Source organism: Rheinheimera sp. (assembly GCF_030690345.1).
Taxonomy (GTDB): domain Bacteria; phylum Pseudomonadota; class Gammaproteobacteria; order Enterobacterales; family Alteromonadaceae; genus Alishewanella.
On the sequence record NZ_JAUYGV010000006.1, the window covers coordinates 1,215,310 to 1,230,023 of the forward strand.

The 14,714-nt window shown below is 51.2% G+C and carries 11 protein-coding genes and 3 tRNA genes; 13 read left to right on the top strand and 1 reads right to left on the bottom strand.

Annotated elements, in window-relative coordinates; genetic code table 11:
• Positions 1-64 precede the first annotated feature (64 nt).
• From Q8O77_RS10055 to Q8O77_RS10085, 7 genes are all read left to right on the top strand, one after another.
• A complete protein-coding gene (locus Q8O77_RS10055; RefSeq protein ID WP_305552735.1) occupies positions 65-790 on the top strand; it encodes a hypothetical protein in 726 nt (241 codons plus the stop codon).
• A 2-nt stretch (positions 791-792) separates the two neighbouring features.
• A complete protein-coding gene (locus Q8O77_RS10060) occupies positions 793-1,239 on the top strand; it encodes a regulatory protein RecX (RefSeq protein ID WP_305552736.1) in 447 nt (148 codons plus the stop codon).
• 30 nt (positions 1,240-1,269) lie between these two features.
• Entirely contained in the window at positions 1,270-3,888 is a 2,619-nt protein-coding gene (gene alaS / locus Q8O77_RS10065) for an alanine--tRNA ligase (protein WP_371133474.1), read from the top strand.
• 302 nt (positions 3,889-4,190) lie between these two features.
• Positions 4,191-4,391 (top strand): carbon storage regulator CsrA, encoded by a 201-nt coding sequence (csrA, locus tag Q8O77_RS10070; protein ID WP_173502054.1) that lies wholly within the window; start codon positions 4,191-4,193, stop codon positions 4,389-4,391.
• 165 nt (positions 4,392-4,556) lie between these two features.
• Positions 4,557-4,646, top strand: a tRNA-Ser gene (locus tag Q8O77_RS10075).
• A 14-nt stretch (positions 4,647-4,660) separates the two neighbouring features.
• Positions 4,661-4,737 (top strand) — tRNA-Arg (locus Q8O77_RS10080).
• 64 nt (positions 4,738-4,801) lie between these two features.
• Positions 4,802-4,878: transfer RNA gene (locus Q8O77_RS10085), tRNA-Arg, on the top strand.
• Between the two features lie 138 nt (positions 4,879-5,016).
• On the opposite strand, the gene Q8O77_RS10090 is transcribed toward Q8O77_RS10085, so the two are convergent.
• Entirely contained in the window at positions 5,017-7,305 is a 2,289-nt protein-coding gene (locus Q8O77_RS10090) for a TonB-dependent receptor domain-containing protein (protein WP_305552738.1), read from the bottom strand.
• 220 nt (positions 7,306-7,525) lie between these two features.
• Between Q8O77_RS10090 and Q8O77_RS10095 the strand changes: the two genes are divergently transcribed.
• From Q8O77_RS10095 to oadA, 6 genes are all read left to right on the top strand, one after another.
• The gene (locus Q8O77_RS10095; RefSeq protein ID WP_305552739.1) at positions 7,526-8,764 is read left to right on the top strand and encodes a glycerophosphodiester phosphodiesterase family protein; all 1,239 of its coding nucleotides are present in this window, start codon (positions 7,526-7,528) and stop codon (positions 8,762-8,764) included.
• A 144-nt stretch (positions 8,765-8,908) separates the two neighbouring features.
• Positions 8,909-10,204, top strand: a complete 1,296-nt coding sequence (locus Q8O77_RS10100; protein ID WP_305552740.1) for a PqiA/YebS family transporter subunit — start codon at positions 8,909-8,911, stop codon at positions 10,202-10,204.
• Complete coding sequence (pqiB, locus tag Q8O77_RS10105; protein WP_305552741.1) at positions 10,201-11,871, top strand: intermembrane transport protein PqiB; 1,671 nt, start codon at positions 10,201-10,203, stop codon at positions 11,869-11,871. Before Q8O77_RS10100 ends, pqiB begins: the two co-directional genes overlap by 4 nt.
• Positions 11,868-12,407, top strand: coding sequence for a membrane integrity-associated transporter subunit PqiC (locus Q8O77_RS10110; RefSeq protein ID WP_305552742.1), 540 nt, complete (start codon positions 11,868-11,870; stop codon positions 12,405-12,407). The genes pqiB and Q8O77_RS10110 overlap by 4 nt, the downstream gene beginning before the upstream one ends.
• A gap of 264 nt (positions 12,408-12,671) precedes the next feature.
• Positions 12,672-12,911, top strand: coding sequence for an OadG family protein (locus Q8O77_RS10115; RefSeq protein WP_305552743.1), 240 nt, complete (start codon positions 12,672-12,674; stop codon positions 12,909-12,911).
• A 12-nt stretch (positions 12,912-12,923) separates the two neighbouring features.
• Entirely contained in the window at positions 12,924-14,708 is a 1,785-nt protein-coding gene (gene oadA / locus Q8O77_RS10120) for a sodium-extruding oxaloacetate decarboxylase subunit alpha (RefSeq protein ID WP_305552744.1), read from the top strand.
• Positions 14,709-14,714: the final 6 nt, after the last annotated feature.

Genomic DNA, 14,714 nt, shown 5'->3' on the forward strand with positions numbered 1-14,714 from the left:
TTTGCAGTATTATAGCCGCAGACAGTTTAACGGCTGTGTTGTGGTTACTAATGGTGGAGAGCAAGTGGACAAGCAGTTCCGGGTAAAACTTATTGTACGTCGTGCAGCCGCCCTGGCCTCTTTGGGCTGGTTAAAGCAAAGCTGGCATATCTTTCTGCAGGCGCCTTTGGTGTGGGTATTGATGTTTATCAGCCTCGGCGCTATTGCCCTGTTTAGCCAACTGCACCCGTTTACCGCGGTGATTGGTATTTTGCTGAATCCGTTTTTAACGGCAGGGGTGTATAAAAGCGTGGTGGCGGTACAACAAAAGCAGAGCATCAGCTATAGCGATTTATTTAAACCACTGCAGGAAATTGGCTGCAGAGCCATTTTTATGCGCATAGCGGCGCTGAATATGCTGGCTTCTATTCCGCTAAGCAGTCTGGCGATGACGCTGTTAGAACAACACCAGGCAGAGCAGCCGGTAAGCGCCGGGTTGGTACTGTTGTTTGTGGCCGGTTATATCCTTGGCTGGATGGTTTTTGCTTATGCTGTGGCCATCGCATATTTTTTACGTGAGCGCAGTATCGTGGCTATTATGCAGGCCAGCTTTATTGCCTGCTGGCGCAATATAACGCCGTTGGTGGTATTTGGCCTCTTGAGTCTGCTGCTGATAATGCTTACCATGCCAACCATGTTTATCGGCTTGTTATTAGTGGTGCCACTGCTGAATATCGCGTTTTTCTTATCTTTTAATGAGTTCTTTGCGTTGCAGGTTAAACCCACTGATGAAGCGGTGCTGGAAGTATAGCCTTGGCTGAGCTGGCAGATTTAAAACGCATGGCCATTAATTGGCTGAGCCGACGCGACTACAGCGAAGCCCAGCTAAGCCAGCGCTTAAGCCGCCAGGGCGGTGAAGCAGGGGATATTACTAAGGTAATAGCCTGGTGTAAGGCAGAGAACTACCTGGATCAGCAGCGTTTTATCAGTATGTTGGTGCGTAGCCGGGTGAATAAAGGTTATGGCCCGGGCTACATAGTGCAGGAATGCCGGCAGCAAAATATCAGCCGTGAACAGGTGCTGCAATGCGCGGCAGAGCTGGAAATAGATTGGTTTGCGCTGGCGCAGCAGCTGTATCAGAAAAAATACGGTCAAAGTGTAGTAACCGAATATAAAGACAAGTTTAAACGCATGGCGTATATGCAGCGCCGTGGTTTTAGTAACGAACAAATTCAATTTGCCATTAATCAAACAGAGTAACACTCAAGCGGACAGGATTTTTCCATGACTATGACATCGGCCGGTATCAGGCGCGCCTTTTTAGATTATTTTGCCAGCAAACAGCACCAGGTAGTAGCCAGCAGCTCGCTGATCCCGGGCAACGATGCCACCTTATTGTTTACCAATGCCGGTATGGTGCAGTTTAAAGACGTATTTCTCGGCCAGGATCCGCGCAGCTATAACCGTGCCGTATCTGCCCAGCGTTGTGTGCGCGCCGGTGGTAAACATAATGACCTGGAAAATGTCGGCTATACCGCGCGTCACCATACCTTTTTTGAAATGCTGGGTAACTTCAGCTTCGGCGATTACTTTAAACAAGAAGCCATCGCCTATGCATGGGAGTTCTTAACCGTTGTGGTTAAGTTACCGAAAGAAAAACTGTGGGTAACGGTATATGAAACCGACGATGAAGCCTACAACATCTGGTTAAACGACGTCGGTGTGCCGGCAGAGCGGATTATCCGTATCGGCGACAATAAGGGCGCGCCTTATGCGTCGGATAACTTCTGGGCCATGGGTGATACCGGGCCATGCGGCCCTTGTACCGAGATTTTCTATGATCACGGTGAGCATATCTGGGGCGGCCCACCGGGTTCGCCGGAAGAAGACGGCGATCGCTATATCGAGATCTGGAACATCGTGTTTATGCAGTTTAACCGCCACAGTGACGGCCGGATGGAACAGCTGCCCAAGCCCAGTGTTGATACCGGTATGGGGCTGGAGCGGATTGCCGCTATTTTGCAGCACGTACACAGTAACTATGAAATTGATACCTTTGTCGCGCTGATTAAAGCGGCGGCAGAGGTAACCGGTGCCAGAGACTTAACTGATAAGTCGTTACGCGTAGTGGCCGACCATATCCGCAGTTGTGCCTTTTTAATAGTCGATGGGGTGCAGCCCTCCAACGAAGGCCGTGGCTATGTACTGCGCCGTATAGTGCGCCGTGCTGTGCGCCACGGTAATAAGCTGGGCGCTAAAGGTGCATTTTTCTATCAGTTGGTAGCGGCCTTGGTGGCGCAGATGGGGGAAGCTTACCCGGAGCTGGCAGCAAAACAAGCGGTAGTGGAAAAAGTACTGAAACTGGAAGAAGAGCAGTTCGGCAAAACGCTGGAGCGTGGTCTGACGATACTGGAAGATGCTCTGGCTGGCTTAACCGGTACCGAGCTGCCGGGTGAGCTGGTATTTAAGCTTTATGACACTTACGGTTTCCCGGTTGATTTAACCAATGATGTGGCGCGTGAGCGTAACCTGAGCATTGATCAGGCCGGTTTTGATGCCGCTATGGCAGAACAGCGAAAGCGCGCGCAGCAGGCGTCTAACTTTGGTGCCGATTACAATGCGGCACTAACTTCAAGCCAGCAAACCACCTTTACCGGCTATGAGCAGGAGTTTGGCAATGCGCAGGTGGTAGAAATACTGCGTGATGGCCAGGCAGTCAACAGCCTCAGCGATGGCGACCAGGCGCTGGTTATTCTGGATAGCACGCCGTTTTATGCTGAGTCCGGCGGCCAAATGGGCGACAGCGGCAGCTTAACCCTGGCTAACGGCGCGGTGTTTACCGTACAAGACACTATTAAGCTGGCCAAAGCTTTCGCACACAAAGGCCAGGTAAGCGGCGCTTTAACCGTGGGCGACAAAGTGGATGCACAGATAGACAGTGCACGCCGCGCTGCTATTAAGCAAAACCATTCTGCTACGCACTTATTACACGCCGCGCTGCGTAAAGTATTGGGTGAACATGTAACGCAAAAAGGCTCGCTGGTTGGCCCTGAGCGGCTGCGGTTTGACTTTAGCCATTTTGAAGCTGTAAAAGCAGAAGAGTTGCGCACTATTGAACAGCTGGTTAACGAACAAATTCAGCAGAATCATCCGTTACAAACCCGGTTAATGCCGATTGACGAGGCAAAAGCGGCCGGTGCTATGGCGCTGTTTGGCGAAAAGTATGATGACGAAGTGCGTGTGCTGAGCATGGGCGACTTCTCCATTGAACTGTGCGGCGGCACCCATGTCAGTCGTACCGGCGACATTGGTTTGTGCAAAATTGTATCTGAAAACGGCATCGCCTCCGGTGTGCGCCGGATTGAAGCAGTTAGCGGTGCCGGCGCCATCAGCTACATTCAGCAGCTGGAGCAACAGGCGCAAAGCGTTGCCAGCGCACTGAAAGGCGATATGTTCAGTATTGCCGAGCGCGTGCAACAAGCGCAGGAACGCAGCAAGCAACTGGAAAAAGACATTGAGCAGTTAAAAGCTAAACTGGCCAGCCAGGCCGGTGCTTCGCTATCCGAGCAAGCCGAGCAAATTGCCGGTGCAACGGTGTTAATCAGCCAACTGCCGGCAACCGAGCCTAAAGCGCTGCGTACTATGCTTGATGAGCTGAAAAACAAACTCAGCAGCGGTGTTATTTTGCTGGCTACGGTAAATGATGACAAAATCAGCCTGATAGCCGGGGTGACTGCCGATTTAACCGGCAAGGTACATGCCGGGCAGTTGGTGGGCTGGGCGGCAGAGAAATTAGGTGGTAAGGGCGGCGGCCGGCCGGATATGGCCCAGGCTGGCGGTACTGATGTTGCGGCATTAACGGCAGTATTGGCGCAAGCTAAAACCCTGGTAAGTCAAAAATTGAGCTAAACTGCTTCCAATTGCCAGGGAGGGGCAGCGTTGTCCCTCCGGGCTGATCGGGCCAATTAGCCGTAGCGTAATCAACAAAAGCGGTTATTTGCCGTACAGTACAGTATGAATGTCGATTATTTGCTGCCGGCGTGCAGCAGATTGCTACAATGCCGGCGTTTAGGCACAATTTTGTTGTGCTTAAACGCCAATTATTTAAACGCCCGGCTTTTCATCAGCTGCGCAGCTGAGTTATGATACGGCGCTTTAGTGTATACACCGGTGTAACTTGCGCTGGGTAACAGGGATAAAGGAGCAAACGAATGCTAATTCTTACTCGTCGTGTTGGTGAGACACTGATGATCGGTGACGAAGTTACCGTAACGGTATTGGGTGTGAAAGGCAACCAGGTACGTATTGGTGTTAATGCACCAAAAGAAGTATCGGTACACCGTGAAGAGATTTATATGCGTATTCAGGCCGAGAAAGGTTCACCGGATACAACTTACGGCGAAGACGACTAATTCTCGCGTTACCCGCGTGGCTTGCTGATGAATTCTGCTGATTTTGTACGTTTTGTGACTTAATCGCGCTGAATTGCTTAAAAGGTCGGCAAACGCACTTTTCAGTTCCAAAAATTGTTTGACTTATTTTCCTGAGACATTAATATACACGCCGCAACACAGAGCGGAGAAATGGCCGAGTGGCTGAAGGCGCACCCCTGCTAAGGGTGTATAGGGGAAACTCTATCGAGGGTTCGAATCCCTCTTTCTCCGCCATTTTTTGTCAGACCGGACGCATAGCTCAGCTGGATAGAGTACTCGGCTACGAACCGAGCGGTCGGAGGTTCGAATCCTCCTGCGTCCACCATCTGATTTGGGCAAGCATCATGCACTGTGCTTTAAAATAATTGTGCTAAAATTTGCTTCACCATGGACGCATAGCTCAGCTGGATAGAGTACTCGGCTACGAACCGAGCGGTCGGAGGTTCGAATCCTCCTGCGTCCACCATATACGAAGAACCCGCTACGGTTAACGCCTTAGCGGGTTTTTTCATTGTAACGCTGCATATAACCTGACGCAGGCGGGTAAACAGCTTGAGCAAATAAAAAGGGCGCTGTGTAGCGCCCTTTGTGTAAAGCTGCAGGCTTAGAAACCTAAACTAACAGTAAAGCTTACAGTGCGGCCGGCACCCAGTAGGTAAGCGCCTTCCTGACCGCCGCTGATATAACTTTTATCTGTCAGATTATTTAGTGTCAGCGCCAGATCCACTTGATTAAACATCGCAGCAGCGGCCAGGTTGTACTGATAACCCAGGTAAGCATTCACGATGGTATGCGCGGGGATCGGATCGCGGTTCCACTGAATAACACCATCAATTTCGTCGCTTCCGGCGGCGCCATAATATTCTGCGGTGTATTTACCATTAATACCGGCGCGGTAGTTGCCGTCATTGTAATTCAGCGCCATGCTCAGCATTTGCTCCGGTATTGCCGCTACTTTATCGCCGGCCCGATAACCGTTAATAGTTTCACTGTATTCAGCACTATTAAGTGTTAGTGCTGATGTGAATGACCAGTGCTGAGTAAAGCGCCAGTCAAGGTTGGCTTCAATGCCGCGTGATGTCACGCCACCAACGTTAACAAAGGTGCCGTCCAGCTCGGCTAAATAATCCGGCAGATCGTCAATTTCTTCATAGGCCAGTAGCGTAATACGGTTATTAAAGCTGACGTCATAATAAGTAGCAGACCAGTTGATCGAGTCACCAAAGTAGCGCAGGCCAAAATCGATATTGTCGGCTGTTTCTGCCTCCAACTCGTTAAAGTCCTGGCCCACAGTGTTTAAGATAGTATCCGGTATGGCTTTAAAGTTTTCCGCGAAGCCGGCAAATAATTCCAGTTTGTCTGTCAGGCGGTACACCACACCAATGCCCGGTAATAAATCTGAGTCACTGTTCAGTTTACCGTTATTGCTGCTGTCGAAATTATCAGTGCGTTCAATGTCAATAAGGTACTGCTGCAAGCCCAGAGTAAGCTGCAGGTCGCCAAAACTGATCGTATCCTGCAGATAGTACTTCACCACACTTTGGTCGTAGTCATCGTCAAATTGCACCCAGTATGGTGTGTTATCAAAGTAATGATATACCTGTGGATCCAGCACTTTGTGCCAGTCGCGGCTTTGATTGCGGTCTTGCTGCTCCAGCCACAGGCCGGCGCGCAGAAGGTTGTTGCCCAATGTCCAGCGTAAATTGGCCGTAGTGCCGTAACGTTGTTTTTCATAATGGGTATGGCGATAAGACGATACCCGGGTTGCGCCGGTGGTATCAGCATCGGTATCTAAAATCGGCTGGCCGTTTGCATCAACATAGTTATAAGTAATACGCTGAGCGCCATTGCCTTTGCTGATTAAATTACCCCCGGTATCGGTGGCATACACCTGGTAAGGCGGCAGCCAATCGCCGCGGCCATTTTGTAAATGCAGGTATGGCGTGACATCCATGTCGACGCTGTCACTTAAATCAAACTCGGTTTTTACGTACGCCAGCATATTTTCGCGCAGTGTTGACCAGGCTTCAGCGAAGTTCTGATCAATATCCGGGTTGCCGGTCCAGGCACTGGTAAGGCCGTCCCAGTGAGGGTTTTGTTTAAACTGCGCCAGCGAGCGGTAATCGTAGTTATCTTCGTGCGCATCGTTATAGGAAATGCGAGCGGTAATGCGGGCACGTTCCAGCTCAGTGATACTTTTTGCCTCAACGTGGAAACGGTTAGCGTAGCCATTACTGCCGCTGCCAATCCAGCGACTATTGTAGCTGTCAGACAGGCTGAAATAGGCTGTAGTATTATTGAACACTTCGCCTGTATCAAAGCGCGCATAGTAACGCCGCGCATTATGGCTGCCGTTGCTGTAGCCAAAGCGGCCGCCTTTCTCCATTGCCGGATTAGCTGAGATAAAATTCAGTGTGCCGCCCAGTGCATCCAACGATGCTGATGCGATATCCGAAGAGCCCTGGCCTACTTCAACATAACGGGTGTTTTCCGCATCCAGATAGCGGTTGGCTTTACTGCCACCGGCATAGGCTGAGCCGCCGTTGGGTACGCCGTCTATAGTTATACCCAGTTGCTGATCGGCGCGGTCAATTACAAAGCCGCGCATGCTGATGGTTGTGGTGTAATCGTCGCTGCCAAAGGCATCGCCCTGGCCAACGTTAACTCCGGGCAGGTTATTCACCAGATCCAGTACGTTACTGATAGGGGCCTGAAACTGCGCCATATTGGCATCAGTGCTATTGTTGGCATAGCTGACGCGTTTACCAACGACAGACAGTACTTCAACGTCGCTTTCTGCAGCTGCGACAGTAACGTTTTCTTCTGCTTGCGCTGCACTGCTAAGCAGAGTGGCGATGGCCAGTGTAAGGCTATTTAACCTGAGATTGTGCACAATGAGTCTCCCGAACAGATGTTGTGATCTTGTTGTTATGGTCGGACGAGTCGCCGACGGCGAGCCATTGTGGAGAACTAATGTTTAAATTTCGTGACTTTAAAATGTATTTACTGTGTGATTAAGGTGTTGTTTTTATGACATTATGCTGGCTACAGCGACAGTTTTCATTTGTTTGTCATAATATTTGGCCAGGCTGTGGCAAAACACAGGAGTTGTTATGAAGCCACTATTTTTATGTTTAGCCCTGGTGCTGGCGGGGTGCCAGTCGACCGCTAATCCTGACTTGCCGCTCAGTGCTTCACCGGGGCCAAGGCCGTTATATCTAATCGGAGCCTTGCCCGAAGGTGACTTAAAGCAGCAACTGCAGGCGTGTAAAAATCAGCCGCTGTACCGGCATGAATTTTCCATCGGCCATCGCGGGGCTCCGCTGATGTTTGCTGAGCACAGCCGGCAGTCGTATCAGGCGGCAGCGGATATGGGCGCCGGCATAGTGGAATGTGATGTAGCCTTTACGGCCGATCAGCAACTGGTTTGCCGTCATGCCCAATGTGATTTGCACCAAACCACCGACATTTTGCTGCGCCCTGAGCTGGCAGCAAAATGTAGCCAGCCTTTTAGCCCGGCAGAAGCCGCAACCGGTAAAGCCGCCACTGCACTGTGCTGCACCAGTGATATCACTGCAGCGGAATTCAGCGGACTCTGTGCCAAAATGGATGGCGTAAATACGCAGGCGCAAAATGTTGCCGGCTATGTACAGGGTACGCCCGGTTGGCGCACAGATTTGTATAGCCAATGCGCTACGCCGGTGACGCATAAAGAGTCGGTGGCACTGTTTAAACAGTTGGGTGTGAAGATGACACCCGAGCTGAAACAGCCGGAAGTAGCTATGCCGTTTAACGGCCACTACAGTCAGCAGCGGTATGCGCAGCAACTGGTTGATGAGTATAAAGCGGCCGGTGTCGCGCCCTCACAAGTGTATCTGCAGTCGTTCAACTGGCAGGATATTGTGTATTGGCTGAAGCATGAGCCGGAATTCGCGCGCCAGGCGGTGTGGTTGGATGGCCGCTACGAGCAACCGCAGTTTGACCCGATGCAAAGTAGCAGTTGGCAACCCTCGATGGCACAGCTTAAAGCCAGTGGGCTGAATATTATTGCTCCGCCGCTGTGGGTGCTGGTAACAGAGCATAATGGCAAGATAGTGCCGTCGGCGTACGCCATAGCAGCAAAAGCGGCCGGGTTGGAGATTATTGCCTGGAGCCTGGAGCGCTCTGCGCCGCTGGCACAGGGCAAGGACTGGTACTATCAATCTTTGCCGACGTTGGCAAAGCATGACGGTGTTGTTTTGCAGTTACTTGATGTGCTGGCACGGGATGTCGGGGTTAAAGCGGTATTCTCCGATTGGCCGGGTACTACCACGTTTTATGCAAATTGTCTGTTAGGCAACAGCAGTTTTTAAGCGTTAAAAATCCGCTGCTTGCATCGCTAAGTTACTGTGATTGTGCTATAAATTGTCATTGTAACGGCACGATTTTACTCAGGCTAAGTTCAGCTTTGCTCTGCTACAACCGTGCTTCCGGCTCAACACAGGTAAGCCTGCACCGTGACTGCATCTGCAATACCCGCCACATCAGCTTTGCCATCAACCGCAGCGGACTCCGGGCCGGCGGAGCTGACGTTATGCCGGCATTGTGATCTGGTGCAACAATTGCCGTCTATTGTACCCGGTGAAGAGGCCTGCTGCAGCCGCTGTGGTCATCATTTAGATGCCAGACACCACCAACCGGTGTTGCGACCTGTGCTGTATGCCGGTAGCGCATTATTTATGTTGCTGTTGGCCAATCTGTTTCCGTTTGTCAGTATGTTTGCTGCCGGCAACAGCAACGAAATGAATTTCTTTGACACCTCTTCAGTGCTCTTTACAGAACATCATCAATGGTTGGCGGTGCTAATTTGGTTGTTTATTCAGGCAGTACCGGCGGCCTGTATGTGTGCCATCTTGTATCTGAAGCTGGGCATGCTGTACGCACTGCCGGCCCGCACCTGGGTAGCACGGGTGCTGTACATGCTGAAACCCTGGAGCATGGTCGATATCTTTTTGATGGGGCTGATCATCAGCTTTGTGAAGCTGGTAGCCGATGCTGATATTTCATTGGGGCCGAGTTTCTGGGCTTTTTGTCTGTTTTGTTTACTGCATTTACGTGCCTTCCAGGTAATAGATCGGCGTGAACTGTGGTCGAAAATTGCGCCTTGTCCGACGCCGCAGGTTGCCGCTCATGCCGGCAAAACCGGGCTGCAGCAAAATTTAAAGCTGTGCCAGGTGTGTACCGCCATTATCCCGATTACCCAAACGCATTGCAGCCGTTGCCATACTAAGGTGCGGTTGCGCCAGCGCAGCAGCGTGCAAAACACCATGGCATTGTTAATCGCGGCGACCTTGCTGTATATACCGGCGAATTTAATGCCGATAATGCGTACTGTGTCTTTTGGTGAAACCATTGATTCTACTATTATCAGTGGTCTGGTACTGATGTGGCAGGATGGCGCTTATCCGGTGGCGATTATTATTTTGATCGCCAGTGTCATAGTGCCGGTGGTGAAAATACTGATTATGTTTTGGTTATGCTATTTAACCACTTTGCCGCTCAGCCAACGCCGGCAGTATTCAACCCAGATATACCGCTGGGTAGATTGGGTTGGCCGCTGGTCGATGGTGGATGTATTGGTGGTTGCTATTATGGCGGCCCTGGTACGGTTTGACTTATTAATGAGTGTATATCCCGGGGCCGGGGCTTTAGTGTTTGCTACAGTGGTGATATTAACCATGCTGGCCGCACTGAGTTTTGATCCCAGACTTTTATGGGATCCGATACCGGAACAAACAGGGAGCTCGTCTTGACGCAACAACAAACCAGCGCGCAGGTCCGCCGTATCCGGCAGTGGTCGCCCATTTGGGTGGTGCCGATTGCTGCGGTGCTTATCGGGCTTTGGATGCTGTACAACCATTACCAGCAGCAGGGCGCTATGCTCACTTTATTAACGGCGAACGCCGAAGGCATTGTGGCCGGCAAAACCCAGATAAAAAGCCGCAGTGTCGATGTTGGTCAGGTGATCTCGGTTGAATTGAGTGATGATTTAACCCAGGTAATTATTAAAGCGCGGATGAAACCGGCTATTACTCCGTTGCTTAATGCCGACTCGCAGTTTTGGGTGGTTAAGCCGCAAATTGGCCGTGGCGGCGTTACCGGGTTAAATACGCTGCTGTCCGGTGTTTATATTGAGCTTCAGCCCGGTGATTCTGCACAGCAGCAACTGGAACACGCACTGCTGGATGCACCACCGATAGCGCCGGCAGATGCACCCGGCGTGCGTATTATGCTTAGCACCGCAGATAGCGGCGGTTTGGCGGCCGGTGATCCGGTGCTGTACCGCGGCTATGAGGTAGGTACCGTTGAGCTGAGCGAATTTGATCTCAGCACCCGCCGCACACAGTATCAGCTGTATATCCGCGAGCCGTTTGATGTACTGATTTCAGAAAATGTCAGATTTTGGCGCAGCAGTGGTTTCTCGTTTGATATCTCCGCAGAAGGGTTGCAGGTAGATGTCGGCTCTGCCACTACGCTGCTTAGCGGGGGCGTCAGTTTTGATCTGATGCAGGGCTGGCCGGCCGGCAACGCAGTAAAAGACGGTACTGAGTTTCAGCTGTTCCCGAATAAACAAAGTATTCAGGAAGGGTTGTACAGTGAATTTGTCGAATACCTGCTGTTTTTTGATGAATCGGTGCGTGGCTTAAAAGCCGGCGCGCCGGTGGAATACCGCGGCGTGCGGGTGGGTACAGTGGCCAGTGTGCCGTTTTTCTTTGCCATTGATAAACCGTTTGAAGTGTCGTTGCAGCAGGGCATACCGGTGTTGATCCGTATTGAAGCCGGCCGCTTGTACGAAAACCTCAGTTTGTCACAGTTACGCGAAGAGCTGAAAAAAGCCATCAACGGTGGTATGCATGCGGCATTAAAAACCGGCAACCTGCTTACCGGAGCGCTGTATATTGACCTGGATATTAACCCCGACGTCGTTGTTGATGCGGAACAACAAGTTTTGCAACAACAGCAACTGGCGTTAAGCCAAAGCGCAGGCTATCCGATGTTGCCCACAGAGCGCAGTGGCCTGAGCAATATCGAGCAAAAAGTGTTGATGGCACTGGATAAAATTAACAACCTGCCGGTTGAGCAGTTGCTGGTACAAAGCGAAAAAACCCTGCAAAGCACCGATGCGCTGATGCGAAATGCTGAGCGTATGGTGGCGCAGCTCGAAGCTTTAGTGGCTAATCCGCAGGTGCAGCAGTTGCCGGCGCAGTTGCAACAAAGCCTGCTGGAACTACAACGTATGTTGGCAGGGGTAAGCCCGGGATCTGCTGCTTATGACAAACTGAACGGCAATTTACAGACGCTGGACCAAGTGTTGCGCGAGCTGCAGCCGGTATTGCAAACCTTAAACCAACAAAGTAACGCGTTGATATTTGCTGCTGATGCACCCACAGATCCTCAACCGAAGAGAGCAAAACAATGAGAACAATTCCGCTACTGTTGCTGCTATTGCTTAGTGCCTGCAGTAGTCAACCCGATATCAGTTACTATCAATTGCCGGCAGTAGTCGCCGGTAACGCCGGCGAAAACGCCAAACCGCTGTATATTGAACCGGTGCAGGTTGCCGGTTACTTAAATGGCCGCGGTTTGGTGTTGCAGGTATCGGATGTGGAACTGGTGACGGCACGGCAGCATTTGTGGGCAGAAGCGCTGGATCAGCAACTGCAGCGCCAGTTACGCGATCTGTTGGCATTGGAGGCTGCTGGTTTCAGCCCGGTACTGCAGGCCGGTGCAGACACGCCGCGGCTAACCGTGCAGTTGGCCCGTTTCCATGGTCAGCCCGATGGCTATGCGGTGATCGGTGGCCGTTTTGCCATCAGTAGTCAACCCGGATCACAGGCGTTTACTTTGCGGGTGCCGTTAGCCAATGACGGCTATCCTGCATTGGTAACGGCATTGGCCGAAGGCTTGCAACAACTTAGTACGATGATCAGTTTACAGCTGCAGCAAGCTGGCTGAGCAGCATTTTCTGCGCTGAATAACATACCGCCTGCAGTCATCATTATTTCAGATGGCTAGACATTCGAATGTCTTTACGTGTAATGTAGAGACGATATGCAAATTGTTAGCATAAATACCAACTATCACGCAGTTTTATTTAAGTCAGGCCGGTTGTTCTGCGCATAATGCAGGCTGTCTGAGAAAAAACCGGCCAACACTGTGGCGGTGCACTATTCTGACAAAGCGCCGTTTCGGGTAGGGTAACAATAAGGAGAAAACGCTATGGTCGCAGAATTAATGCTGGAAGCTGCCAATCTGATGTTGATTGGTATGGCTGCAGTCTTTGCGTTTTTATTACTACTGGTGTTGCTAATGCAACTGCTAAGCAGCGTAATGCAGCGCTACTTTCCGGTTAAACCGGCAGAAAAACCGGCTATATCCGATACCTCAGCCAAAGGCCTGAACCCCGCTGTACTGGCTGCCATTACCACGGCTGTGCACCAGTATCGCCAACAACAATAAGAGGAAACCGGCATGAGCAAGCCATTACTGTTAACCGAGTTAGTTTTGCGCGATGCGCACCAGTCTTTACTGGCCACGCGGTTGCGGCTGGACGATATGTTACCCATAGCCGCTAAGCTGGATAAAGTGGGTTACTGGTCAATGGAATCCTGGGGTGGGGCAACCTTTGATGCCTGCATCCGTTATTTAGGCGAAGATCCCTGGCATCGCATCCGCGAGCTGAAAAAAGCCATGCCGAACACCAAACAGCAAATGCTGCTGCGTGGGCAGAATTTATTGGGTTACCGCCATTATGCTGATGATGTGGTGACAGCTTTTGTCGAGCGCGCGCATGAAAACGGCGTTGATGTGTTCCGCATTTTTGATGCGATGAATGATATCCGTAACCTGCAAACTGCAGTACAGGCAGCTATCAGAGTGGGCGCTCACGCTCAGGGCACTATTTCTTATACTGTCAGCCCGGTGCATACCATTGATATGTGGGTAGATATGGCGCGCCAGCTCGAAGATATGGGCTGCCATTCTATTTGTATTAAAGATATGGCCGGTTTGCTTAAGCCCTATGTTTGTGAAGAGCTGGTTACCCGCATTAAAGAAGCCACCAAAATTCCGTTGGCGATGCAGTGCCACGCCACTACCGGGTTAAGTACCGCCACTTACCAGAAAGCCATCGACGCCGGCATTGATATGCTCGACAGCGCGATTTCGTCAATGAGCATGACCTATGGCCATAGTGCTACTGAGACTATGGTGGCGATTACCGAAGGTACAGAGCGTGACACTGGCTTAAATTTAGAATTGCTGGCCGATATTGCGGCTTACTTTCGCGACGTGCGGAAAAAATACGCGCAGTTTGAAGGCTCTTTAAAGGGCGTGGATGCACGCATTTTGTTGGCACAGGTGCCGGGCGGTATGCTCACCAACATGGAGAGCCAGCTTAAAGAGCAGGGCGCACTGGATAAATTGGATGCGGTATTAAAAGAAATACCGCATGTACGCGAAGATCTCGGCTTTTTGCCGCTGGTAACACCTACCTCGCAAATTGTCGGCACCCAGGCGGTATTAAACGTACTTACCGGCGAGCGCTACAAAAGCATCACCAAAGAAACTGCCGGGGTATTAAAAGGCGAGTACGGCGCGACGCCGGCCCCAATGAATGTAGAATTGCAGACACGGGTCCTGGCAGGAGCTCAGGCTATTACCTGTCGTCCGGCCGATTTGCTCGAGCCTGAACTGGATAAACTGCAGCAGGAGTTAACCAGTCTGGCTAAAACCGAAGATATCCGCCTGGCTGATAAACCAATTGATGATGTGCTGACGTACGCCTTGTTCCCGCAGGTAGGGTTAAAGTTCCTGAAAAACCGTGATAACCCGGCGGCATTTGAACCAGCGCCGGAAGAAAACAGTAGTGAAGATAAAAAAGCCTCGTCGGCTAAAGCCCGGCCGATACAAAGCGGCCCGGCCAGTTACAGCGTGCGGGTCGATGGCAAGGTGTTCGAAGTGGAAGTTGCACCGACAGGCGAGCTGAGCTCGGTTAAACCTGTGGTATCAGAAAATATCCCCGGCAGTGCTTCTGTTACCGGTAGCGGCACCTTAAATGCGCCGTTGGCCGGCAATATCTGGAAAATAGTAACTAAGACCGGCGCTGAAGTGAAACGCGGCGATGTGGTGATTATTATGGAAGCGATGAAAATGGAAACGGAAATACGCGCTGTGTCTGACGGCACTGTAGTTAATATCCACGTGGCTGCCGGTGACGCGGTAAGCACCGGTGATGTGTTGATCAGTTTTGACTAACCCGGG